This window comes from Planosporangium spinosum (assembly GCF_049999945.1).
Lineage (GTDB): Bacteria > Actinomycetota > Actinomycetes > Mycobacteriales > Micromonosporaceae > Planosporangium > Planosporangium spinosum.
In genome coordinates this window covers 89,006-109,785 of record NZ_JBLYUB010000023.1, presented here as the reverse complement: position 1 = coordinate 109,785, position 20,780 = coordinate 89,006, and the positions used below count along the sequence as shown (strand labels likewise).

Below are 20,780 nucleotides of genomic sequence, written 5' to 3'. Positions count from 1 at the left end.
CAACCGGCTCAAACGTCATCGTGGTGTGGCCACCCGCTACGACAAACTCGCCGTGCGCTACCTGGCCACACTCCACGTCGTCGCCATCAACGAGTGGCTCCGGCCCGGCCTATGAAACACGGCCTAGTTCGGTCAGCAGCGCCGCGACGGCGGGGCGCTGCTGACCGACGCCGACGGTACGGGTCACCGCGAAGATCGTGCGTTTGAGCGCGGGGACGCACGTCGGCGCGGCGCGCACCCCTGTGGGGAGGGTGCGCAGGCCCAGCGCCGGGATCAACGCCACGCCCAGGCCGGCGGCGACCATGTCCAGTATCAGGGCGAAGTCCAGGGCGGTGTGGCGGATGTCGGGTTCGAAGCCGGCGTCGCGGCAGGCCTGGCGGGTGGCGCGGCCGCACGGGGTGTCGGGGCCCGGGGCGATCCAGGGGGCGTCGCGCAGGTCGGACAGCGGGGCGCGGCCGGCGAGCGGGCCGGTCGCCGGCGTCACCAGGTACAGCGGGTCGTGGGCGACCGTCTGGGCGGTCACACCGGGCGGCAGGGTGACCGGCACGTGGTCGTACTCCTGCATGACGACCACGTCGAGGGCGGTCAGCCGCAGGTCCAGCAGGCTGGCTTCGTCCTCGGCCTCGGTGACGCGGACGTCGAGCGCCGGGTGGCGCTGTTGGGCCCGCACCGCGGCCGGCGCGACGAACACGCCGGCGCTGGGGAACGTGCCGACCCAGACGGTGCCGGCGACCCCGGTGCGGGCGGCGGCGACCGCGGCGGCGGCCCGGTCGAGGGCGTGCAGCACCTGCTCGGCGTGGGCGGCGAGGGCCTGCCCGGCCGGGGTGAGGCGGATCCCCCGACCGGCCCGCTCGACCAGGTCGCAGCCGGCCTCGCGTTCGAGCTGGGCGAGTTGCTGGCTGATCGCGGACGGGCTGATGTGCAGGCTTGCGGCGGCAGCCGTCACACTGCCGCGCAGCGCGACCGTGTGCAGCACCCGCAGCCGCCGCGCATCCAGCTCCATTATGAAGCGACGCTACAGCATGAGTGAAGGATTATGAACTGGACGTGAATGGTGGTGGTGGCGAGGCTTGTCCCATGCAGCTACGCCACCGTGTCCTGGCCGTCGTCGTCGCGGCGATCTGGGGAGTGAACTTCGTCGTCACCGACGTCGGACTGCGGGACCTGTCCCCGCTGGTGCTGACCGCGCTGCGGTTCACGGCCTGCGCGGTACCGCTGGTGTTCTTCGTGCCGCGGCCGACCGCGTCCGCCCGGTACGTCGTCGCATACGGCGCGGTGTTCGGGGCGTTGCAGTACGGCCTGCTGTTCACGGCCATGGCCGGTCGCATGCCGGCCGGGATGGCGTCGCTGGTGCTGCAGGCGCAGGCGCCGCTGTCGGTGCTGCTGGCCACCACCCTGCTCGGCGAGCGGATCCGCACCCGCCAGGCCGTCGGGGTCGTCGTGGCGTCTGCCGGTATCGGCGTGCTGGCCGCCGGTCACGGCGGGCACGCCACCGCGGCGGGGTTCGTGTTGACCCTCCTCGCGGCCGCCGCGTGGGCGGCCGGCAACGTCATCGTGCGCGCCAGCGGGGAACGCCGGCCGGTGTCCATGCTGGCCTACTCCAGCCTCGTCCCACCGCTGCCGCTGCTGGCGCTCGCGGCGGCAACCGACGGCCCCGCGACGGTCACCCACATGCTCGGCCACCTCACCGGCAGGGCACTGCTGGCGGTTGCGTACATCGCGTACGTGTCGACCCTGCTCGGCTTCGGCGGGTGGAACCGACTGCTCGGCCGGTACCCGGTCGGCCGGGTGGCCCCGTTCAGTCTCCTCGTACCGGTCGTCGGGGTGGCCACCTCGGCGGTCGTCCTCGGTGAGCCGCTGACCTGGCGCACCGCGGCCGTGGCGGCGGTGGTGCTCGTGGGGCTCGCCCTGGTGGTCGGCGCGCGGCCCGGCACCGGCGGGCATCCACCGCGGACCACCGACCACGCGCAGGCGCCCGCCGGCGTCGCGGGCGCTTGAAACCGGCCGCTACCTGTCGGTAGCTTGACTCGCACATCCGCCGTTCACGGGGAGGTTGCCCATGCGCGCGCTTGTCCTGTTGCTCGCCGCCGTGTGCGGCGTCCTGGAGGCCGCCGCCGTCGGCGGCGCGATGTACGTGCTCGGCGAGGTCATCGACGCGTACTCCATGTCGATGGGCGGCCTGCCGGCCGCGCACGGACGACTCGCGGTGTGGCTGGCGGGCGCGGTGCTCGCGGCGGTGCTGGCCGCCCCGGCGGTGCCACTGGCCGTCGCCGCGGTGCGCGGCCGCCCGTTCGGCCGGGTGGCCCGCGGGCTGATCGTGGCGGCGCTGGTGATACAGGCCGTCCTCGGTCTGGCCGTGGCGGGCGCCGCCGGTGGCCTGGCGCTGCTGGCGGTGCTGGCCCCGTTCAGCCTGCTGCTGTGGAGCCTGGTGACGTCGGGCGCCCCGCGGCGGTCGGCGGCGCGGGTCGCGTGACGACCGGCGCGGGCCGATACCGGCCGTGGCGCCCTCCCGTCCCGGCCGGCACACCAGTAGATTCTCGCTGGTGAGTGAGCAGTCTGAGTCCACCCGGCCGTGCGCGCACTGCGGGCGGGACGTGCCGCAGCGCGGCAGCGCGGGGCGTCCGTTCCGGTACTGCCGGGACAACGACGGCGCCTGCCAGGCGGCGGCGCGCGCGGCGCGGATGCGCCAGCGCAACTCCCCCGGCCTGTCCGGCCAGGTCGCGCGGGCGTTCGAGGTCGTCGACCGGCTCGAACAGGCCACCGAGACCCTCGCCGCGGCGCTGCACGCCGAACTGTCCCCGGCCGGAGTGGAGCGGCAGGTCGCGGCGGTACGCGCGGAGGCGGCCGCCGCCGTCGCGGCCGCGCACGCCGAACGCGACGAGGCCCGCGAGGAGGCCCGGGCGGCCCGGGCGCAGGCCCGCACGGCGCGGGAGGCCGCGGACGCGGCCCGCGCCGACGCCGACACCGCCCGGGCGCAGGCCGAGGAGTCGGTGTCGGCCGCGGCCGACACCGTCCGGCGCGCGCACGCCGACGCCGAGCAGCGCGTCGAGGCCGCCCGGGTGGAGGCCGACGAGCGGATCCGGGTCGCCCGGGTGGAGGCCGACCAGCGCGTCGAGGCCGCCCACGCCGAGGCGGCCGACGCGGTCCGCGAGATCCGCCAGACCGCCGACCGGGAGGTCGCGGCCGCCCGGGAGGCCACCGACGCCGCGCGGCGCGAGGCGGCCGCGGCCCGCGAGGCCGCCGATGCCGCCCACGCCCGGGCCGTCGCCGCGGAGGCGCTGCGGGCGGAGGCGCACCGCGACCGGGACGCCGCCCGCCGGCAGGCCGCCGACGCCGAGGACGCCCGCGCCGCGGCGGTCCGCGCCACCGACGCCGCCACCCGCGACCGCGACACCGCCCGTGACCGGGTGACGGCCGCCGAGACACAGGCACAGCGGCTGCGCGACGAACTGTCGGCCGCGCAGCAGCAGCTGGCGACGCTCACCGCCGAGCTGGCCGCCGCCCGGACCGGCGCCGACGACCTGCGACAGCGGCTGCGGGCGGCCGAGACCGAACGCGACACGGTACGCACCGAACTGTCGGCCGCGCACGCGCAGATCGGCCGCCTCGGTGAACAGCTGGCGAACCTGGCCGCCGCGCTCACGCCGTGATGTTGCGCGCCAAGGTCGTGCGGCGTACGATTCGCCGCCGCGTATGAATCATGGGTAAAATGGCGTACCGAGCTTGCCCGGACGGTCGCGGACATACCATCAGCCGGCCCGGGAATCGCCAGGACGACCCGTGTCGTTGAAGCAGAGGAAGACCGCACACTACCCGAAGGGGAAGATCCGATCATGGGCGAGCGCATGCTGCGCGGAAGCCGCCTCGGAGCCGTCAGCTACGAGTCCGACCGCAACACCGAGCTGGCGCCACGACAGACCCGCGAGTACCTGTGCGCCAAGGGCCACCAGTTCGAGGTGCCTTTCGCCGTCGACGCCGAGGTCCCGATGACCTGGGAGTGCAAGTTCGACGGCAGCGTCGCGCGGCTGGTCGACGGCAGCGAGCCGGAGCAGAAGCGGGCCAAGCCGCCGCGCACCCACTGGGACATGCTGCTGGAGCGGCGCTCGATCGAGGAGCTGGAGGACATCCTCGCCGAGCGGCTGCAGGAGGTACGCACCCGGCGCGGCCGGGCCTGACGGCCACCGCACGAGGCACCACAGGACTCACGACAGCCGCCCCGACCTGGTCGGGGCGGCTGTCGTCGTATCGACTCACGGCCGACGGTCGATGATCTCCCCTTCGATCGCCGCCGTCGGCGGGGCCGGCGGCGGCGGTGGTGGCGGGTTCGGCCGTCCGCGACGCACCCGCACCCGTACCCGGCGCGGCCCGAACAGGCTGCCCGCCAAAGACGGCGACGTCCGCCGCTCGACCATCCGCTCCACCCGGTCACGGGCGTACCAGCGCAGCGGCGGCACCAGCAGCGCCGCGCCGAGCAGGCCGGTGACGAACCCCGGTACGGCCAGCAGCAGCGCCCCGACCAGTCCGACCAGCCCGTCGGTGGCCTGCCGGCCGGGCGGCTGACCCGCCGTGGCGGCCGACCGGAACCGCCGCCACGCCCGTACCCCCTGGCGCGGCACCAGCCAACCACCCACCAGCGACACGGCCAGCAACGCGGCGACCGCCCAGCCCAGCCCGAGGGCCCGGGCGACCCCGACGAACACGACGACCTCGACCACGGCCGTCACGGCGACGGCCAGGCCGATCAGCGGAGCGCGGCGCATGTCACGCACCCCCACTCACGTGCCCGACCGCCGGTCGCCGCGGCGCAGCGCCCGTTTCACCGTCTCGACCCGGGCCCGCATGCCCCACGCGGTCACCCGCCACAGCGCCTCCCGCACGATGCCCGAACTCATCTTGCTCGCCCCCCGCTCCCGTTCGGCGAACGTGATCGGCACCTCGGCGATCCGGAAACCCTGCCGGTAGGCGCGCCACCCCAGGTCGATCTGGAAGCAGTACCCCTGCGAGGCGACCCGGTCGAGGTCGAGCTTGTCGAGCACCGGCGTGCGGTACACCCGGTAGCCGGCGGTGGCGTCCCGCACCGGCAGGCCCAGCGCCACCCTCGTGTACAGCGAACCGCCGCGCGACAGCAGCAGCCGGTGCGCCGGCCAGTTGACGACCTTCCCGCCGCGCACCCATCGCGACCCGATCACCACGTCGGCGTCGCGGGCGGCGTCGAGCAGCCGCGGCAGTTCCTCCGGGGCGTGCGAGCCGTCGGCGTCCATCTCGACGACCGCGTCGTAGCCGCGTTCCCGGGCGAGGGTGAACCCGGCGATGTACGCCGCGCCGAGGCCTTCCTTGCCGGCGCGGTGCAGCACCCGCACCTGCGGGTCGGCGGCGGCCAGCTCGTCGGCGACCACGCCGGTGCCGTCCGGGGAGTTGTCGTCGACGACCAGCACGTCGACGGCCGGCGCCGCGCGGCGCACCCGGTCGACGATGGCGGCGATGTTGTCGGCCTCGTTGTAGGTGGGGATCACCACGAGTACCCGGCCGACGCCGGGGTGGCTCGCGGGCGGGCTGGCCGGGGTATTGGCGCTGTCGTTCACGCTTCCTCCTCGCGGTGAAGGCGACCGCCGGTGGCGGCCGGCCGTGGCGTCCTGCGCAGGAAGGCCGCGCCGACGAGCGCGGCGGCAGCGGCGGCCAGCAACACGTACTCCGGTGCGGCGCCCAGCTCGGTGGCCAGCGTACGGGCCTGCCCCAACCGTAGTTCGCGGATCCGCACGGCCGGGGTGTTGAACGCGCTCGCCTCGTGCGCCCGCCCGTCGGCGGTCACGAACGCCGAGATCCCCACGGTGGAGACCATCATGGCGTCCCGGCCGTGCTCGACGGCCCGCAGCCGCACCATCGCCAGCTGCTGGCTCGCCTCGTCCGCGTCGAACGTGGCGTTGTTGGTCTGGGTGACGATCAGTTCGCCGCCGCCGGTGACGGTGTCGCGGACCAGGCCGTCGTAGGCGACCTCGAAACAGATGACGTCACCGACCGTTGCCGGCCCGACCCGCAGCAGCCCGGCCCGGTCGCCGGGCAGGAAGTCCGCGCGGACCAGGTCGACCTTGGTGGTGACCTTACGGGCGAGCGACCGCATCGGTACGTACTCGGCGAACGGCACCGGATGCCGCTTGACGTACATGTCGACCGGCCCGCCGGTGGGCAGCCACACCAGGCCGACGTTGCGCACGTGGTCGCCGGGCCCCTCGCGCAGCGCACCGACCAGGATCGGCGCGCCGACGGCACGGGCCGCCCCGGTGATGAGGTCCCCGGCGCCCGGATCGGCGACGGGGTCGACGTCACTGGCGTTCTCCGGCCAGACCACCAGGTCGGGCCGGGCCACCCGACCGGCGGCGACCTGCCGGGCCAGCTCCTCGGTGCCCTCGACGTGGTTGCGCAGCACCCGCTCGCGCTGGGCGTTGAAGTCCAATCCCAGCCGCGGCACGTTGCCCTGCACGTAGGCGACCGTGACCGGCCGGCCGGTCGGCGCGGCGGTCGGAACGGCCACCGCGAGCGCCGGCACCGCCGCTGCCACGGCGGCGTACACCGCCGCGAGCCGGCCCGCCCGGGGCGCCGGGCGCCGACCGGCGCCGTCCACCCCGGCACCGGCCTGGTCGGACACGGGAGCCGGACCGCGGTACCGGTACGCCGCGGCGTACCGCAGCGCGACGGCGAGCAGTCCCCCGGTCAACGCCACCGCGAACGTGACCGCCGGCGCCCCGCCCACGGCGGCCAGTCGCAGCAGCGGCGAATCGGCCTGGCTGAACGCCAGCCGCGCCCACGGGAACCCACCGAACGGGGTCCGGTCGCGCAGCGCCTCCTGCGCCACCCACAGCACGCCGGTCACCGGGGCCAGCGCCGCCGGGAACCGCCGCACCAGCGGCCCGGTGAAGGCCGCCGCCGCGCCCATCACCGCGACGTACACCGTCTGCAGCCCGCACAGCAGCAGCCACGGCATCCAGCCGACCTGCGTGTTGGTCCAGTGCAGCAGCGGGGTGAACAGCACCGCACCGGTGACCGCGCCCAGCGCCAGGCCGCCGGCGACCCGCCGGCCGGTGACCGCCAGGGCCAGCAGCGCCACCCCGACCGGGGCGAGCCACCACAGCCCGTACGGCGGGAACGCCACCAGCAGCGCCAGCCCGGCCAGCACCGCGGCCACCACGCCGGCGACCGTCCGGCCGGCCCGCGACGCCGCCGGCGCGGCCGTCGATGCCGGGCGGGTCACCGTGTCCATGCCTACCGCCGTCACGTGGGCCTCTCTCGATTGGGCTGGGCTGCCCATTCTGCCCGCAGCGACTGGGAAACAGCTGGGAGGGGCGCCTCACCCGGACCGGGAGGACGCCTCGACCGGCCCGGGGCCGCACATGAAATCGGGGCGCGACCGTAATGGCCGCGCCCCGCGCTCCCAGGCCCTTCCCGGCCGGTGTCACAGCCCGCGCCGAACACGACCTTCGTTCCGGCCAGGAGCGGACCGGCTGCCCGCGTCTGGTCGTTGTCTACTGGCCGTGCGACACGCCCTGCACACCGGAGCGCGACCGGTTCGCGCCGCCCCGCCGACCCCCGCCCACTGGACCTGGCCCACGCCATGCCGGATGGCTCGACGTACGGCCAGCGAACGAAGAGGCAAAGCGAACAGCAGTCGCTTTCCGAAGCTGGACTCAAAGACGGTACGTGACCTACCCCGGGCGCTGTCAACCGGTCGGGCGACTATCCCCCGACCGGGACGGCGTGTCGCACGGGCGTGTCGGAAGGTATCACTGAGCGTACATATATCGTTGCGCTAGTGCTACGGCCGCGTCGGGGAAATCCCCGGCGAGCAACCCCACCGCGGCGAGGACGTACGCGGTGTCCACCCGCCGCGCCGCCGCCCGCGGCAACCGCCACCCGCCCGCATGATCGGCCAACACCGCGTCGAGCACCGCCGCCCCCGCCGGACCCGGCGCGTGCCGCAGCACCCCACCCGAACCGACCAGCAGCCGCACCCCACCGAGATCCTTGCCGCCCCGCCGGGGCGTCCCCGGCCCACCGGCCGGCTCCCCCCGGGCGTGCCGGCGCAGCGCCACCACCGCCGCCAGCTCCGCCAGCCGCAGATCCACCGCCACGTCGGCGGCCAGCAGCCCCGGATCGGCCGCCCGGGTACGCGCCGCCGCATCGAGGACCTCCGCCTCGGCCTCGTCGACCAGCTTCTCCGCCCGGGCCGCCGCCACCACCCCCGGCGCGTTCCACCGCACCCCCAGGTCACCCTCCACCGTCCGGCCACGCCACAACACCCCGGCCACCTCCCGCGCCGGGCCATGCGCACGCTCCGCGTCGGGCGTCACCACCGAGTACACGTCGGTCGTCGCCCCACCCACGTCGACCACCGCGAAGTCCCCGGCGCCCCGCTCGGCCAGCAACTCCACCGCCGTGAGCACCACATCCGGGGTCGCGCCGCGCACCGCCGCCGCGAACCGCGGATCCCGCGACAGCCGCTTACCGCCGATGACGTGACGCAGGAACACCTCCCGGATCGCCGCGCGCGCCGGCTGCGGCGCCAGCACCCCGATCCGCGGCAGCACGTTGGCGCACGCCACCACCGGCACCCCCGCCGCGGCCAGGACCGCCACCACGTCGTCGTGGGCGTCGGCGTTCCCGGCGGCGACCACCGGCACCCGCAGCCGCGCCGCCGCCAACCGGCCCGCGTTGTGCCGCACCGTGTCGGCGTCCCCACCGTCGGTCCCGCCCACCAGCAGCACCACGTCCGGGCGGACCGCCCGCAGCGCCGCCACGCCGGCCCGGTCCAGCCGCCCCGCGGCCACGTGCACCACCCGCGCCCCGGCGCTGGTGGCCACCCGCTGCCCGGCCTCGGCGCTGACGAGGGCCTCGTACCCGACGACGGCCAGCCGCAGCCCGCCACCGGCGCTGGAACACACCTCCCACCGCGACAGGTCCCGGCCGGGCAGCAGCCCCGCCACGGCCGCCACCGCCGCGTCCAAGCCGCGCATCACGTCCGTGGCCGCCGTCGTCGGATGCGCCGCCGTCGCCACCAGCGCGCCGCCGGCCACGTCGACCACCGCCACCTTCGTGTACGTCGACCCGACGTCGGCGCACACCACCAGCGCCGCGCCGGCCGGCGGCACCGTGTACCGCACCGCGGTCGCCGCCCCGACGACCGTCCGGGCGACCGTCGCCGCCGGACCGGCCGTCACGCAGGTGGCCGTCACGCCCGCGGCGGCACCACGACGGTGCCGGTCGCCGTCACCGCCACGACCGGCGGGTCGAGCACCTCCGCCGCCGACCCGCCGGTGTCGGGACGGCCGCGGCAGACAACCGCGCAGACGAAGTCGATCGTGCGGCTGCGGGTACCCATCCGGGTCACCGTCGCGGTCACCTCCAGCACGTCCCCGGCCCGCACCGGCGCGCGGAACTGCACGTCGGAGTACGACGCGAACAGCCCCTCGTCACCGTCGATACGGATACACACCTCGGTGGCGACGTCGCCGAACAGGCCCAACGCGTACGCGCCGTCGACGAGGGCACCGGCGTAGTGGGCGTGCGAGTACGGCACGTACCGCCGGTGGGTGACGGTCAGACCAACGCTCATGCTGCCTTCGCTCTCTTGACGATCAACGCGTGGACCAGGTAGCTGGCCACCTCACGCGGGGTGGTACCCCGACCGAAGATCCGGTCCACGCCCAACTCGGCGGCCATCAGCTCATCGAACCGCGGCCCGCCGACGACCAGCAACGGCCGCCGGTCGGCCGGCACCGCCTCCCGGAACGCCGCCGACATCTCCCGCGTGTTGTGCAGATGCGCGTCGCGCTGCGTGACGACCTGGCTGACCAGCACCGCGTCGGCCTTCTCCGCCCGGGCCGCCGCCACCAGGTCCGGCACCGCCACCTGGGCGCCCAGGTTCACCACCCGCAGCTCCCGGTAGTACTCCAGCCCCTTGTCCCCGGCGATGCCCTTGACGTTGAGGATCGCGTCGATACCCACGGTGTGCGCGTCGGTGCCGATACACGCCCCGACCACCACCAGCTTGCGCCGCAGCCGCTGCTTGACCAGCCCGTTGACCTCCTTGGGCGACAACAGCGGGAAGTCCCGCTCGGCCACCACAACCTGCGACAGGTCGACAAGGTGGTTCACCCGCCCGTACACCACGAAGAACGTGAAACCCTCGCCCATCTGCTTGGCGTGCACCACCATCGCCGGGTCCAGGCCCATCTTCGCGGCCAACTGCAGCGCCGCACCCTCGGCGCGCTTGTCGCACGGCACCGGCAGGGTGAACGACACCTGCACCATCCCGTCGCCGGTGGTGTCCCCGTACGGACGCACGATCTCGCCCATGATCCTCACAACTCCCGGGAGACGGTGGTCTCGGCACGGCCCTGAGACGACAACGTCCCCGACGTCGCGCCGACCGTGGGGGCGACGGCCGGGGCCTCGGCCTCCAGGATCTCGGTCGCCGGGTTGTAGTAGCCGGCCTCGTGCCGCGCCACCCCGTCCAGGCCCTTGCCCCGGTCGGCCGGGCGCTTCATGATGCCGAACGTGCCGTCGGCGATCGCGTTGAGCAGCCCGTCGTCACAGATGCGTTCCAGCAGCTCCACCGACTCCGCCAACACCCGGTGCGCCCGCTGCTGGATGAACCCGCCCGGCGCCGGCACGAAGTCCTCGTGCAGCCCACCGGCGGCGTTCAGCACGTACCGCACGTTCTGCAGCGCGATGTCCCGGTCCGACAACCACGGCGTCACCACCGCCTCGGTCATCATCCCCACCAGCAGGATGCCCTGACCGGTCATCGCGCCCACCAGATTGAAGAACCCGCCCAGCAGGTTGCCGCGGAACACGTCCCCGGTCATGTGCTTCGTCGGCGGCATCCACTTCAACGGCGCGTCCGGAAACAGCTCCCGCGCCAACAACGCGTGCGCCAGCTCCAGCCGGAACGACTCCGGCAGATCAGGGTTGATCTCGAACGCGTGACCCAGACCCAGCTGCCAGTCCGCCAACCCGGCCTCGTGCGCGAAGTACTCGTTGAGCAGCTGCGACACCGTCACCGTGTGCGCCGCCTCCACCGCATCGGCCGTGGTCAGGTAGTTGTCCTCACCGGTGTTGATGATGATCCCGGCCCGCGCGTGAACCTGGCGGGAGAACCGCTGGTCAACGAACGTACGGATCGGGTTGATATCGCGGAACAGGATCCCGTACATCGAGTCGTTGAGCATCATGTCCAGCCGCTCCAGGCCGGCCAGGGTCGCGATCTCCGGCATGCACAGGCCACTGGCATAGTTGGTCAGCCGCACGTACCGGCCCAGCTCCCGCGACGAGGAGTCCAACGCCGCCCGCATCAGCCGGAAGTTCTCCTGCGTGGCGTACGTGCCGGCGAACCCCTCCCGGGTGGCGCCCTCCGGCACGTAGTCCAGCAGCGACTGCCCCGTCGACCGGATCACCGCGATGATGTCCGCGCCTTCCCGCGCGGCCGCCTGCGCCTGCGGGATGTCCTCGTAGATGTCACCGGTCGCCACGATCAGGTAGATCCACGGCCGCTGCCGGGGATCACCGTGCCGCTTGACCAGCCGCTCCCGCTCGGCCCGCCGCCGGTCGATCCGCGTGATGCCCGCCTTGACCGCCCGCCGGGCGGCCCGCTTCGCGGCCGTGGCCGGCTTCCCCACCGGCACCTGGAAACGCACCGACCCGGCCGCGGCCTTCTGCGCCAGCAGCGTCACGTCCTCGACGCCCTCGCGGGCCATCGCGTCGAACACCGGCAGCGCCACCCCATGCCCCAGGCCCACGTCGGCCACCACCGCGTCGACGAGGCGGTTGACCCACGGGATGCCGTCCGGGTCGGCCCCGGACACCCCCGCCAGGCGCAGCACCGCCCGCTCCACCGACACCGTCGTATGGCTACGCGCCAGGTCCACCACCGGCCGGCCGGCCCGGCGCGCCAACCGCCGCGCCCGCTCCACCACCGCCGGGTCGAGGTCGAGCTTCCCGCTCACGCATCCTCCACGTCGTAGATCACTTCACCGCGCAGCACCGTCCGCCGGCACACCGGCAGCGCCGGCACCGGCTCGTCCGGCCCCGCCGGCACCAACGTCGGCAGTCCGCCGGTCAGGCCGGCGCCGACCGGCACGTCCCACACCGCGAACGTCGCCGACACGCCCGGGGCCAGCCGCCCGTCGGCGTCGCGGTGCACCGCCCGCCACCCGCCCCTGGTGTGCGCGGCGAACGCCGTCCGCACACCGATCCGGTACACCGGGTTGTGGTGGCCGACCGCCGCGCGCAGCGTGCCCCACGGATCCAGCGGCGTCACCGGCGAGTCCGACCCGAACGCCAGCGCCACCCCGACACCCGACAAGGCGCCGAGGGGATTGGACGACAGCGACCGCGCCACCCCCAGGCGCTGCGCGTACATGCCGTGCTCGCCGCCCCACAGCCGGTCGAACGCCGGCTGCACACTCGCGACCACCCCGTACTCCACCAGCCCCCGGATCAGCTCCCGGTCCAGGATCTCCAGGTGCTCGATGCGATGCCGGCCCGCCCGCAACGCGTCGACCCCCACCACCGACGCCGCCTTCGCGAACCCGTCCAGGACCGTACCGATCGCCGCGTCGCCGATGGCGTGGAACCCGCCCTGCACCCCCTCGCGCACGCAGCCGACCAGGTGCTCGGCGACCTGCTCGGCGCTGACGTACCCGTGCCCGGAGGTGTCCGCGTCCCGGTACGGCTCCCGCAGATGCGCGGTGTGCGACCCGAGCGCCCCGTCGGCGTACAGGTCCCCACCGGCCCCTACCGCGCCCAACTCGCGGGCCTTCGCCGCCGCGCCCAGCTCACCCCAGTACCCGTACACCTCCGGCAGACCACCCTCGCGCGAGCTCGCCAGCAGCGCCTGGAAGCCCTCCTCGTCGCTGGTGCCCGGCCCGCCGCACTCGTGCACCGCCGCGATCCCCAGCGACGCGGCGTGCCGCAGCGCCGCCACCTGCGCCCGCCGGCGCTGGGCCGCCCCGATCGAACCGTGCGCCACGCCCCGCGCCACATGGTGGGCGTCCCGGCGCAGCCAGCCGTCGCCCGCGTAGCCGGGCACGTCCGGCGACACCCGCGCCAGCAACGCCGACGACACGACCGCCGAGTGCACCGACGCCTGTGACAGGTACACCGCCCGGCCACCGGCGGCCCGGTCCAGTTCGGCGGCGGTCGGCGGCCGCTGGTCGGCCCAGCCGGACTCGTCCCAGCCGTGGCCGACCACGACCGCGTCGCCCGGCAGGTCCGCGGCGTGCCGGGCGACGCGGTCGAGCACGTCCGCCCGCGAGCGGGTACCGGACAGGTCCAGGCCGGTCAGCACGAGACCGGTGTCGAACGCGTGTACGTGGGCGTCGACGAAGGCGGGGGTGACCAGTGCGCCGCCGAGGTCGACCACCCGGTCGGCGGGCGGGGCGTCCTGGTCGCCGCCCAACCAGTCGATCCGGCCGTCGCGCACCAGCAGGGCGGTCGCACCCGGCACGGTCGCGCTGTACACCCGCGCATTGCGGTACAGAGTCGAGGGGGTCATGGGCTTCAGTCTGCCGCCAGCCGTGCCTCGAACAGCCGCCGCACCGCCGGCTCGCCACGCAGCAGGTCCAGCGCGAACGCGGCGTGACCCGGCACGTACCCGTTGCCGACCAGCATCGTCACGTCCGCGGCCAGGCCCTCCGCACCCAGCGCCGCCGCGGCGAACGACGTCGCCATCGAGAAGAAGATCACCGTACCGCCGCCGGTGGTCGACAGGATCGCCCCGTGCTCGCAGCCCGGCACGTCCACGCAGACCACGGTCACGTCGGCCGGCCCGCCCAGCGCTGCGGTGACCGCGTCGGACAGCGCCACCGGATCGCGGGCGTCGGCGAGGGCCACCGCGTCGGCCAGGCCGGCCCGCGCCAGCAGGTCCCGCTCCACGGTGCTGGGAACCACCCCGACAGTACGGGCCCCGGCGCGGCGGGCGGCCGCGAGGGACAGGCTGCCGCTCTTGCCCGCACCGCCGATCACCGCCACCGTGGGGTGCTCGTAGCCGCGCACGACCCGGTCGGTCAGCGCCGGCGCCCCGCACACGTCCAGGACCGCCAGGGCGAGCTCCGCCGGCAGGTCGTCGGGCAGCACCGCCGCGATCGACCGGCCGAACAGGATCGCGTGCCCGTCGCAGGGCACCTGCTCGCTCAGCCCCTCCCAACGGGCCAGCCCGTCGGTGACGGCAAGCGGCGTCAGCGTCAACGACACCAGCGTCGCGACCCGGTCACCGGCCTTCAGCCCCAGCGGCGAATCCGGGCCGACCTCGTCGACCGTGCCGATGAGCATGCCGCCCGAGCCGGTCACCGGGTTGTGCATCTTGCCGCGCGCCTCGATGATCGCCAGCACCTCGGCGCGTACCGCCGCGCCGTCGCCGCCGTGCTTGGTCGCCAGCTGCCGGAAGCTCGCCGCGTCCAGGTTGAGCCGTTCGACCCGCACGCGTACCTCGTCCGGTCCGATCTGCGGCCGGTTGTCCAGCCGCTGCGCCGCCTGCGGCAGCACTCCGCGTGGCTCCAGCACCCGGTGCAACCCGACACGCGACGTCATGAAAGCTCCTACGTTTATATGGCGACCTTACGAGAAATCTTCCGGCAGGTTAATCTACTTGCCAAAGATTCTCCACCTTCTCTAAGGAGCCGCCGTGAACACAACCGGCCAGCCCTACCTGTATCAGCGACGCGAGCTGGTCGAACCGGACTGGACCCGGCTGCCCGGCTGGCGCCAGGTCACCCGCGAACAGTGGGAATCCGCGCAGTGGCAGCGCACCAACTGCGTCAAGAACGTCAAACAACTCCGCACCGTCCTCGGCGACCTCGTCGACGAGACCTTCTACACCGACCTCGTCGCCGACCAGCAGCGCCTGGCCACCATGTCCATGCTGGTCACACCACAGATGCTCAACACCATGGTGCCCGCCGCCACCCCGGACACCGACAGCTTCTACGCCGACCCGGTCCGCCGGTACATGATCCCCGTCGCCTCCGACCGGCACCCCGACTGGCCGTCCCACCCCTACGCCACCCGCGACTCACTGCACGAACACGACATGTGGGTCGCCGAAGGCCTCACCCACCGCTACCCCACCAAGGTCCTCGCCGAACTGCTGGCCACCTGCCCCCAGTACTGCGGCCACTGCACCCGCATGGACCTCGTCGGCAACTCCACCCCCACCGTCGACAAACTGCGCCTGCAGCTCAAACCCGTCGACCGGTACGACACCATGATCGACTACCTGCGCCACCACCCCGGCGTCCGCGACGTCGTCGTCTCCGGCGGCGACGTCGCCAACGTGCCGTGGCGCAACCTCGAGTCCTTCCTCATGCGCCTGCTCGACATCGAGACCATCCGCGACATCCGACTGGCCACCAAGGCGCTCGCCGGCCTCCCCCAGCACTGGCTGCAACCCGACGTCGTCGAAGGCATGGAACGCGTCGCCCGCACCGCCGCCCGCCGCGGCGTCAACCTCGCCATCCACACCCACGTCAACCACGCGCAGTCCCTCACCCCGCTCGTGGCGAAGGCCGCACACACCGCCCTCGAAGTCGGCGTCCGCGACGTCCGCAACCAGGGCGTCCTCATGCGCGGCGTCAACGCCACCACCGCCGACCTGCTCGACCTGTGCTTCGCCCTCCAGGGCGAAGCCGGCATCCTGCCGTACTACTTCTACATGTGCGACATGATCCCCAACGCCGAACACTGGCGCGTCGCCGTCTGGCAGGCCCAGCAGCTCCAGCACGACATCATGGGCTACCTGCCCGGCTACGCCACCCCGCGGATCGTGTGCGACGTACCGTTCGTCGGCAAGCGCTGGGTACACATGCTCACCGAGTACGACCGCGAGCGCGGCGTCTCGTACTGGACCAAGAACTACCGCACCTCCATCGAGTCCGACGACGCCGAGGCGCTCGCCCGCACCTACCCGTACTACGACCCGATCGACACCCTCCCCGAATCCGGCCAGAAGTGGTGGCGCAAGCAGGAACAGGAGAAGCAGGCGGTGGCGGTACCCGCCTGACGGACTCAGCCGGCAGCCGACGACGGCGTGGACCCACCGTGGGTCCACGCCGTCGTCGTGTCCCGCGTCGTACCCGCGCACGCGGGAGGACCAAAGCCGAGAACACGCCGCGTAGCGGCGTTGAGCTGCGATGTGGCGGTAGCCACATCCGCTTCGGGCATCCTAGGACGCTAGGTTAAGAGGTGTTTCCGCTGGTCAACCCCTAGCCTTGCCGGCGCAGGGCAACACCGACGAGCCGGTCGGTGTCCGTCGACGTGCTCGGCTCGCCGACGGAGCGCTCACCCGGTCGGCGAGAGCGTCCCGCGGTCGTCACGCACGGTTCCGGGTGCGGCCGGTTCGGTACGGAGCGGGCGGACGCTGGCGGCGACCAGGGCGGCCAGGCCGAGCAGCACGGCAACGACGGTCAGGGCGCGCAGCACGGTGATGTGGTCGCCCAGGAAGCCGATGGTGGGCGGGCCGGCGAGGAAGGCGCAGTAGCCGATCGAGGCGATGACGCTGACCCGGGCGGCCGCCCGTCGCGGATCGTCGCCGCCGGCGCTCATGCCGACCGGGAAGCCGAGCGAGACGCCGAGGCCCCAGAGCAGGGCGCCGGCGAACGCGTAGACCGGCGACGGACCGAAGACGAACAGGACGACGCCGGCGAGGGCGACGACGGCGAGGGTCCGCACCACCGGGACCCGACCGTAGCGGTCCAGCAGCCCGGGGGCGAACCAGCGGCCGAGGGTCATGGCGATGAGGAAGCCGGCGAAGGCGAGCGTACCGAGCGCGTCCGCCACGTGGTGGCCGTCGATGGCGGCGACGCTGATCCAGTCGTTGCCGGTGCCCTCGGCGAACGCGAAGGCGAGCACGAACACCCCGACGAGCAGGGTGCGCGGCTCGCGCCAGGCGGCGAGCGCGCCGGAGCGGGACGGTTCGCCGGCGGTGACCGGCTCGGTCTCGTCGTGGTCGGAGACGAAGCGTCGCGCGTACCACGGCACTCCGACCGCGACGACGAGCGCAACGGCGGCCAGGTGCGCGGCGACCGATACGTGCAGCGCGACCATGGCCGCGCCGAGCAGTGCGCCGGCGACGGTGCCGAGGCTGAACCCGGCATGGAAGCGGGACATGATCGACCGGCCGAGGTACCGCTCCACAACCGTCCCTTGCACGTTCATCGCCACGTCCCACGCGCCGTTGGCGAAGCCGAGCAGGAACAGTCCGACGACCACCGGCGCCACGCCGACGAGGGAGCCGAACGCGGCGATGGTCAGGCCGACACCGAGCAGGATCGCCATCGCCCTGACCGTCCGCGCGGAGCCGAACCGCGTGACGACCGGCCCGGACAGCGGCAACGCGAGGAGAGAGCCGGCGGCGATCGCCAGCAGCACCAGTCCGAGGGTCGCCGGGTCGAGGTGCAGACGGTCGCGCACCTGTGGGATGCGCGCGGCCCAGCTGGCGAACGCGAAACCTGACCCGATGAACGCGGCGTAGGTGGCCGCGGTGGCGGCGCGGACCGCGGCCGGAGCGATCGGTGCGGCGGTGGTCGGGGTCATGGGCGTCCTTCGGGCTCAGGGGTGGGCGCGGCGGTGGCGCCGGGCAGCGGTTGAACGGCGCGGGCGACCGCGGCCCGCGTGACCGCGCGCGGGAACGGTGCGGTCGACAGCATGCGGTGCATCGCGAGGCCCTCGATCAGGGCGTCGAGGCCGCGGGCGGTGTCCGGGTCGACGAACCGCTCCAGCACCGTGCGGCTGGTGCGCATCCACTCCCCGGTCACTGACCGCAGCGCCGGGTCGCGCAGCGCGGCCAGGTAGAGCTCGTAGCTGACCGTCCATTCCGCCGCATCGGCGCCGACGTTGCCGTGCACCAGGTCGGTGACCGCCTCGACCAGCTCGTCCAGCGTGCGGACGCCGTCGAAGTGCGCCACGTACGCCCGCGACAGCCGCTCGGCCAGCCGGGTGAACGCCTGCGCGCGCAGCTCGTCGAGGCCGGTGAAGTGATAGGTCAACGACCCCAGTGGCACGTTCGCCGCGTGAGCGATCAGCCGGTGCGTCGTGCCCGCCACGCCGCGCTCGGCGATGACCTCGATCGCGGCGTCGAGGATGCGCTCCCGTCGCCGCGGGTCGAACCGCCGGACCCGCCGGGCCCCCGATTCGATCTCCGTCGGCATGGGCGCAACCATACACCTGAAATGTACAGCTGTACATAACGCGCTCCGGTGACGGAGTCATGTACCGGTCGCGGCCGACCGCACCGGATAGCCGAGTCGGCGCAGCCGGTCGGTGTCCCGGCACGGTGCGGAGCGTGACCGCGAGGCGTTCGGCCAGGTCCGTGCCGGTCCAGTCGGGCCGTGACCGCAGCGGCGACAGCAGCCGGGCCGAGGTGTCCGCGGCGGGGATGGCCGGCACGAACCGGAGTCTGTCCCCCATTGAGGACCGGTACTGTCCTCGATCTCCCCTACCGTCGTCGGCATGGACATCGACTGGAACGGCCACCTGATCGACCAGCTGGACTGGCACTGGCAGCACCACCTGCGCCCACGGCTCGACGGCCTCACCGACGACGAGTACCGCTGGGAGCCGGTGGCCGGCTGCTGGAACGTACGTCCGCGGGGCACCGCCACCGCACCGATCGCCGCCGGCGGGGACTTCACCGTCGACTTCATGGTGCCGGAGCCGCGGCCGGTGCCGGTCACTACGATCGCCTGGCGGCTCGGGCACATCATCACCCGGGTCCTCGGTGAGCGGGCCGCCTCCCACTTCGGTGCGCCGGCCGTGGACCACCGGACGTTCGCGTATTCCGGCACGGCTGCCGGCGCGCTGCGGCAGCTCGACGTGGCGTACGCGGTGTGGCGCGACGGCGTGCGCGGCCTCGGCGCGGACGGCCTGGCCCGGCCGTGCGGTCCGGCCGAGGGTGCGTTCGCCGACCACCCGTTGGCCGCGCTCGTGCTGCACATCAACCGTGAGGTGCTCCACCACGGCGCCGAGGTGCTACTGCTGCGCGACCTGTACCGCAACCGCCACACCCTCGGCGCGAGGGCCGGACACGCCGCCTGACGTGGCGCCGCCCGTCCGTGGCCGGGCGGCGCACACCCCGGTGGCTGGGCTGCGACGGCTCCCCCGCCCGGCCAGCGGGGTGTGCGCCGCAATGGTGACGGGCGGCACCACCGCCAAGGCGTCCTAGGATGCTAGGTGTCTTGCCCGGGCCGCCGGATGGAGCGGGTGTGTCCGCCCGCGGGCCCGGCGGCGGAGGTTTCCGCGCAGGCGGTGCGGGTGCGTCAGTCGGGGCGGGCGGCGGAGGTGATCGCGGCCAGGACCGCGGGCGTGTCGGTGAGGTCGCCGAGCACCACGTGGGCACCGGCGGCCCGCAGTTCCGCCACGCCGTACCCGCCGGTGGCGACACCGACCACCGCCGCCCCGCTGTCGAGCGCCGCCTCCACGTCGCGCGGGGTGTCCCCCACCAGGACCGTCGACCGGCCGGTGAACTCCCGCCCGTGCCGGGCGCCGGCGGCGGCGCGCGCCATGTCGACCAGCCGGGCGCGCACCGCGTGCGCCCAGCCGTACGCGCCGATGTCGAGGTCGAGGTGCTCGGCCAGGGCGAACGCGCGCATCTTGGCCTCGGCGAAGGCCCGGATGTTGCCGGTGAGCAGCGTCTGCACCGCCGTCTCCCGGCTCAGCGCGCGCAGCGCGTCGGCCGCTCCCGGCAGCGCCCGCCCCTCGGCGCGCAGCGCGCCGTCCAGGTCGGCGAGGGCCCGCTCGGCCGCGGCGCGGAAGTCCTCCAGGTGCCGGTCGGGGTCGGCGATGCCGTTGGCCCGGAGCAGATCGACCACGATCGCCCGATCGGTGCGCCCCGACATCGGCGGCAGCCGCGCGGCGTCGTCGCGGCCGAACACCTGCCGGAAGGCGATCCGGAAGGCCCGCACGCCGACCCCTGCCGCGTCGACCAGCGTGTGGTCGACGTCCCACAGCACCAGTACTCCCCCGCTCATGGCCGCCGACTCTACCCGCCGCGGGTGTGAACCAGGGGTTCACACGCCAGGTATGGTGTGAACCTCTGGTTGTCGAAGGAGGCCACGATGGAACGACCGCACGAAACCGCGCCCGCCGCCGACCACGCCGAACTCCGCAAACTCGCCCGTGACCTGCTCGAACGCATGACCCAGCGGCTCGCCGCGGACCCGGACCTCAGGCGGTCCGAGCCGGTCGCCCGGCCCGGCGACACCGACGAGGAGTACCGGTTGCGCCGCGACCGGCTGCGCCGGGTACGCGCCGCGCAGCTCGCCGGCGCGCTGGTCGACGAGGTCGCCACCGCGTTCGCCGCCGACGAGGCGGCCGACGCCGTGTGGCTCGGCGCCAGCCTGGCCGACCTGGGCACCACCAGCGGCAGCACCCGCCAGGCCGCCCGCAAGCGCTGGCCCGATCTGGGCCGCGTCTACCGCACCCGGCGCTGGCTCGGCGGCCATCACGACGACCTGACCCACGTCATCGGCCTCGTCCTCACGCACGCCAGCCACCTGCGGGGCGTCGGCCTGGACCGGCTCCAGGCCCTGCGTGACGCGCTCGACACCGACGAGCCGCAGCCGGCGCGCTGGCGCCGGCTGGCCGACGCGGTCGACCGGCACCTGCGGCACGTGGCCGAGGTGGCGGTGCCGACCACCGACGAGGCCGCGGGCGCCGTCGACGGCGCCCGCGGCGTGGTGGCCCACTTCGACGCCGTGACCGCCGCTCCCCCGCGCTGAGCGAGGTCGCGCGGCGAG

19 protein-coding genes and 2 pseudogenes are annotated in these 20,780 nt (G+C 74.2%); 8 read left to right on the top strand and 13 right to left on the bottom strand.

The window, feature by feature from the left end:
- Nucleotides 1–115 (top strand): annotated as a pseudogene (locus ACNTMW_RS26095) (IS5 family transposase); the annotation flags it as partial.
- Here ACNTMW_RS26095 and ACNTMW_RS26090 read toward each other — a convergent pair.
- Nucleotides 110–1,003 carry a LysR family transcriptional regulator gene (locus tag ACNTMW_RS26090; RefSeq protein ID WP_426636452.1) on the bottom strand — a complete coding sequence of 298 codons (894 nt, stop codon included), beginning with the start codon at nucleotides 1,001–1,003 and terminating at the stop codon, nucleotides 110–112. The pseudogene ACNTMW_RS26095 and the gene ACNTMW_RS26090 sit on opposite strands and share 6 nt — an antisense overlap.
- A gap of 74 nt (nucleotides 1,004–1,077) precedes the next feature.
- Here ACNTMW_RS26090 and ACNTMW_RS26085 point away from each other — a divergent pair, with 74 nt between their 5' ends.
- The 4 genes from ACNTMW_RS26085 (at nucleotide 1,078) to ACNTMW_RS26070 (ending at nucleotide 4,175) form a co-directional block, all read left to right on the top strand.
- On the top strand, nucleotides 1,078–1,998 hold the full coding sequence (locus ACNTMW_RS26085) for an EamA family transporter (protein WP_426636450.1): 921 nt from the start codon (nucleotides 1,078–1,080) through the stop codon (nucleotides 1,996–1,998).
- A 61-nt stretch (nucleotides 1,999–2,059) separates the two neighbouring features.
- Nucleotides 2,060–2,473: a hypothetical protein gene (locus ACNTMW_RS26080; RefSeq protein WP_426636449.1), complete on the top strand. Its 414-nt coding sequence runs from the start codon at nucleotides 2,060–2,062 to the stop codon at nucleotides 2,471–2,473.
- A gap of 70 nt (nucleotides 2,474–2,543) precedes the next feature.
- Entirely contained in the window at nucleotides 2,544–3,650 is a 1,107-nt protein-coding gene (locus tag ACNTMW_RS26075; RefSeq protein WP_426636448.1) for a hypothetical protein, read from the top strand.
- A 183-nt stretch (nucleotides 3,651–3,833) separates the two neighbouring features.
- A complete protein-coding gene (locus ACNTMW_RS26070) occupies nucleotides 3,834–4,175 on the top strand; it encodes an RNA polymerase-binding protein RbpA (protein WP_426636446.1) in 342 nt (113 codons plus the stop codon).
- Nucleotides 4,176–4,250: 75 nt separating this feature from the next.
- On the opposite strand, the gene ACNTMW_RS26065 is transcribed toward ACNTMW_RS26070, so the two are convergent.
- From ACNTMW_RS26065 to kdd, 9 genes and pseudogenes are all read right to left on the bottom strand, one after another.
- Nucleotides 4,251–4,760, bottom strand: a complete 510-nt coding sequence (locus tag ACNTMW_RS26065; protein ID WP_426636445.1) for an FxsA family protein — start codon at nucleotides 4,758–4,760, stop codon at nucleotides 4,251–4,253.
- A 15-nt stretch (nucleotides 4,761–4,775) separates the two neighbouring features.
- Complete coding sequence (locus ACNTMW_RS26060; protein ID WP_426636444.1) at nucleotides 4,776–5,582, bottom strand: polyprenol monophosphomannose synthase; 807 nt, start codon at nucleotides 5,580–5,582, stop codon at nucleotides 4,776–4,778.
- Nucleotides 5,579–7,303, bottom strand: a complete 1,725-nt coding sequence (gene lnt / locus ACNTMW_RS26055; protein WP_426636443.1) for an apolipoprotein N-acyltransferase — start codon at nucleotides 7,301–7,303, stop codon at nucleotides 5,579–5,581. The genes ACNTMW_RS26060 and lnt overlap by 4 nt, the downstream gene beginning before the upstream one ends.
- A 472-nt stretch (nucleotides 7,304–7,775) precedes the next feature.
- Complete coding sequence (locus ACNTMW_RS26050) at nucleotides 7,776–9,119, bottom strand: glutamate mutase L (protein ID WP_426636461.1); 1,344 nt, start codon at nucleotides 9,117–9,119, stop codon at nucleotides 7,776–7,778.
- A gap of 101 nt (nucleotides 9,120–9,220) precedes the next feature.
- Nucleotides 9,221–9,604, bottom strand: a complete 384-nt coding sequence (gene kal, locus ACNTMW_RS26045; protein WP_426636442.1) for a 3-aminobutyryl-CoA ammonia lyase — start codon at nucleotides 9,602–9,604, stop codon at nucleotides 9,221–9,223.
- The gene (gene kamE / locus ACNTMW_RS26040) at nucleotides 9,601–10,347 is read right to left on the bottom strand and encodes a lysine 5,6-aminomutase subunit beta (protein ID WP_426636441.1); all 747 of its coding nucleotides are present in this window, start codon (nucleotides 10,345–10,347) and stop codon (nucleotides 9,601–9,603) included. Before kamE ends, kal begins: the two co-directional genes overlap by 4 nt.
- Nucleotides 10,348–10,448: 101 nt before the next feature.
- Nucleotides 10,449–11,996: pseudogene (kamD, locus tag ACNTMW_RS26035) on the bottom strand (lysine 5,6-aminomutase subunit alpha); the annotation flags it as partial.
- A complete protein-coding gene (locus tag ACNTMW_RS26030; protein WP_426636440.1) occupies nucleotides 11,993–13,546 on the bottom strand; it encodes an amidohydrolase in 1,554 nt (517 codons plus the stop codon). The gene ACNTMW_RS26030 and the pseudogene kamD, both read right to left, overlap by 4 nt.
- 5 nt (nucleotides 13,547–13,551) lie before the next feature.
- Nucleotides 13,552–14,580 (bottom strand): L-erythro-3,5-diaminohexanoate dehydrogenase, encoded by a 1,029-nt coding sequence (kdd, locus tag ACNTMW_RS26025; protein ID WP_426636439.1) that lies wholly within the window; start codon nucleotides 14,578–14,580, stop codon nucleotides 13,552–13,554.
- A 94-nt stretch (nucleotides 14,581–14,674) separates the two neighbouring features.
- On the opposite strand from kdd, the gene ACNTMW_RS26020 reads away from it, so the two are divergent.
- Complete coding sequence (locus ACNTMW_RS26020; RefSeq protein WP_426636438.1) at nucleotides 14,675–16,048, top strand: KamA family radical SAM protein; 1,374 nt, start codon at nucleotides 14,675–14,677, stop codon at nucleotides 16,046–16,048.
- 278 nt (nucleotides 16,049–16,326) lie between these two features.
- On the opposite strand, the gene ACNTMW_RS26015 is transcribed toward ACNTMW_RS26020, so the two are convergent.
- On the bottom strand, nucleotides 16,327–17,580 hold the full coding sequence (locus ACNTMW_RS26015; RefSeq protein WP_426636437.1) for an MFS transporter: 1,254 nt from the start codon (nucleotides 17,578–17,580) through the stop codon (nucleotides 16,327–16,329).
- Entirely contained in the window at nucleotides 17,577–18,194 is a 618-nt protein-coding gene (locus tag ACNTMW_RS26010; protein WP_426636435.1) for a TetR/AcrR family transcriptional regulator, read from the bottom strand. Before ACNTMW_RS26010 ends, ACNTMW_RS26015 begins: the two co-directional genes overlap by 4 nt.
- Nucleotides 18,195–18,495: 301 nt before the next feature.
- On the opposite strand from ACNTMW_RS26010, the gene ACNTMW_RS26005 reads away from it, so the two are divergent.
- The gene (locus ACNTMW_RS26005) at nucleotides 18,496–19,080 is read left to right on the top strand and encodes a DinB family protein (RefSeq protein WP_426636434.1); all 585 of its coding nucleotides are present in this window, start codon (nucleotides 18,496–18,498) and stop codon (nucleotides 19,078–19,080) included.
- A 221-nt stretch (nucleotides 19,081–19,301) separates the two neighbouring features.
- Here the strand turns inward: ACNTMW_RS26005 and ACNTMW_RS26000 are convergent, their stop codons facing one another.
- Nucleotides 19,302–20,012, bottom strand: coding sequence for an HAD family hydrolase (locus tag ACNTMW_RS26000; protein ID WP_426636433.1), 711 nt, complete (start codon nucleotides 20,010–20,012; stop codon nucleotides 19,302–19,304).
- An 87-nt stretch (nucleotides 20,013–20,099) separates the two neighbouring features.
- Between ACNTMW_RS26000 and ACNTMW_RS25995 the strand changes: the two genes are divergently transcribed.
- Complete coding sequence (locus ACNTMW_RS25995) at nucleotides 20,100–20,762, top strand: hypothetical protein (RefSeq protein ID WP_426636432.1); 663 nt, start codon at nucleotides 20,100–20,102, stop codon at nucleotides 20,760–20,762.
- The last annotated feature ends 18 nt before the right edge of the window (nucleotides 20,763–20,780 follow it).

Excerpts from the sequence above, each read along its gene's own strand:
- ACNTMW_RS26090 (WP_426636452.1), bottom strand. The coding sequence starts at position 1,003 with ATGGAGCTGGATGCGCGGCGGCTGCGGGTGCTGCACACGGTCGCGCTG.
- ACNTMW_RS26085 (WP_426636450.1), top strand. The coding sequence starts at position 1,078 with ATGCAGCTACGCCACCGTGTCCTGGCCGTCGTCGTCGCGGCGATCTGG.
- ACNTMW_RS26080 (WP_426636449.1), top strand. The coding sequence starts at position 2,060 with ATGCGCGCGCTTGTCCTGTTGCTCGCCGCCGTGTGCGGCGTCCTGGAG.
- ACNTMW_RS26070 (WP_426636446.1), top strand. The coding sequence starts at position 3,834 with ATGGGCGAGCGCATGCTGCGCGGAAGCCGCCTCGGAGCCGTCAGCTAC.
- ACNTMW_RS26065 (WP_426636445.1), bottom strand. The coding sequence starts at position 4,760 with ATGCGCCGCGCTCCGCTGATCGGCCTGGCCGTCGCCGTGACGGCCGTG.
- lnt (WP_426636443.1), bottom strand. The coding sequence starts at position 7,303 with ATGGGCAGCCCAGCCCAATCGAGAGAGGCCCACGTGACGGCGGTAGGC.
- kal (WP_426636442.1), bottom strand. The coding sequence starts at position 9,604 with ATGAGCGTTGGTCTGACCGTCACCCACCGGCGGTACGTGCCGTACTCG.
- kamE (WP_426636441.1), bottom strand. The coding sequence starts at position 10,347 with ATGGGCGAGATCGTGCGTCCGTACGGGGACACCACCGGCGACGGGATG.
- ACNTMW_RS26030 (WP_426636440.1), bottom strand. The coding sequence starts at position 13,546 with ATGACCCCCTCGACTCTGTACCGCAATGCGCGGGTGTACAGCGCGACC.
- kdd (WP_426636439.1), bottom strand. The coding sequence starts at position 14,580 with ATGACGTCGCGTGTCGGGTTGCACCGGGTGCTGGAGCCACGCGGAGTG.
- ACNTMW_RS26015 (WP_426636437.1), bottom strand. The coding sequence starts at position 17,580 with ATGACCCCGACCACCGCCGCACCGATCGCTCCGGCCGCGGTCCGCGCC.
- ACNTMW_RS26010 (WP_426636435.1), bottom strand. The coding sequence starts at position 18,194 with ATGCCGACGGAGATCGAATCGGGGGCCCGGCGGGTCCGGCGGTTCGAC.
- ACNTMW_RS26005 (WP_426636434.1), top strand. The coding sequence starts at position 18,496 with ATGGACATCGACTGGAACGGCCACCTGATCGACCAGCTGGACTGGCAC.
- ACNTMW_RS26000 (WP_426636433.1), bottom strand. The coding sequence starts at position 20,012 with ATGAGCGGGGGAGTACTGGTGCTGTGGGACGTCGACCACACGCTGGTC.
- ACNTMW_RS25995 (WP_426636432.1), top strand. The coding sequence starts at position 20,100 with ATGGAACGACCGCACGAAACCGCGCCCGCCGCCGACCACGCCGAACTC.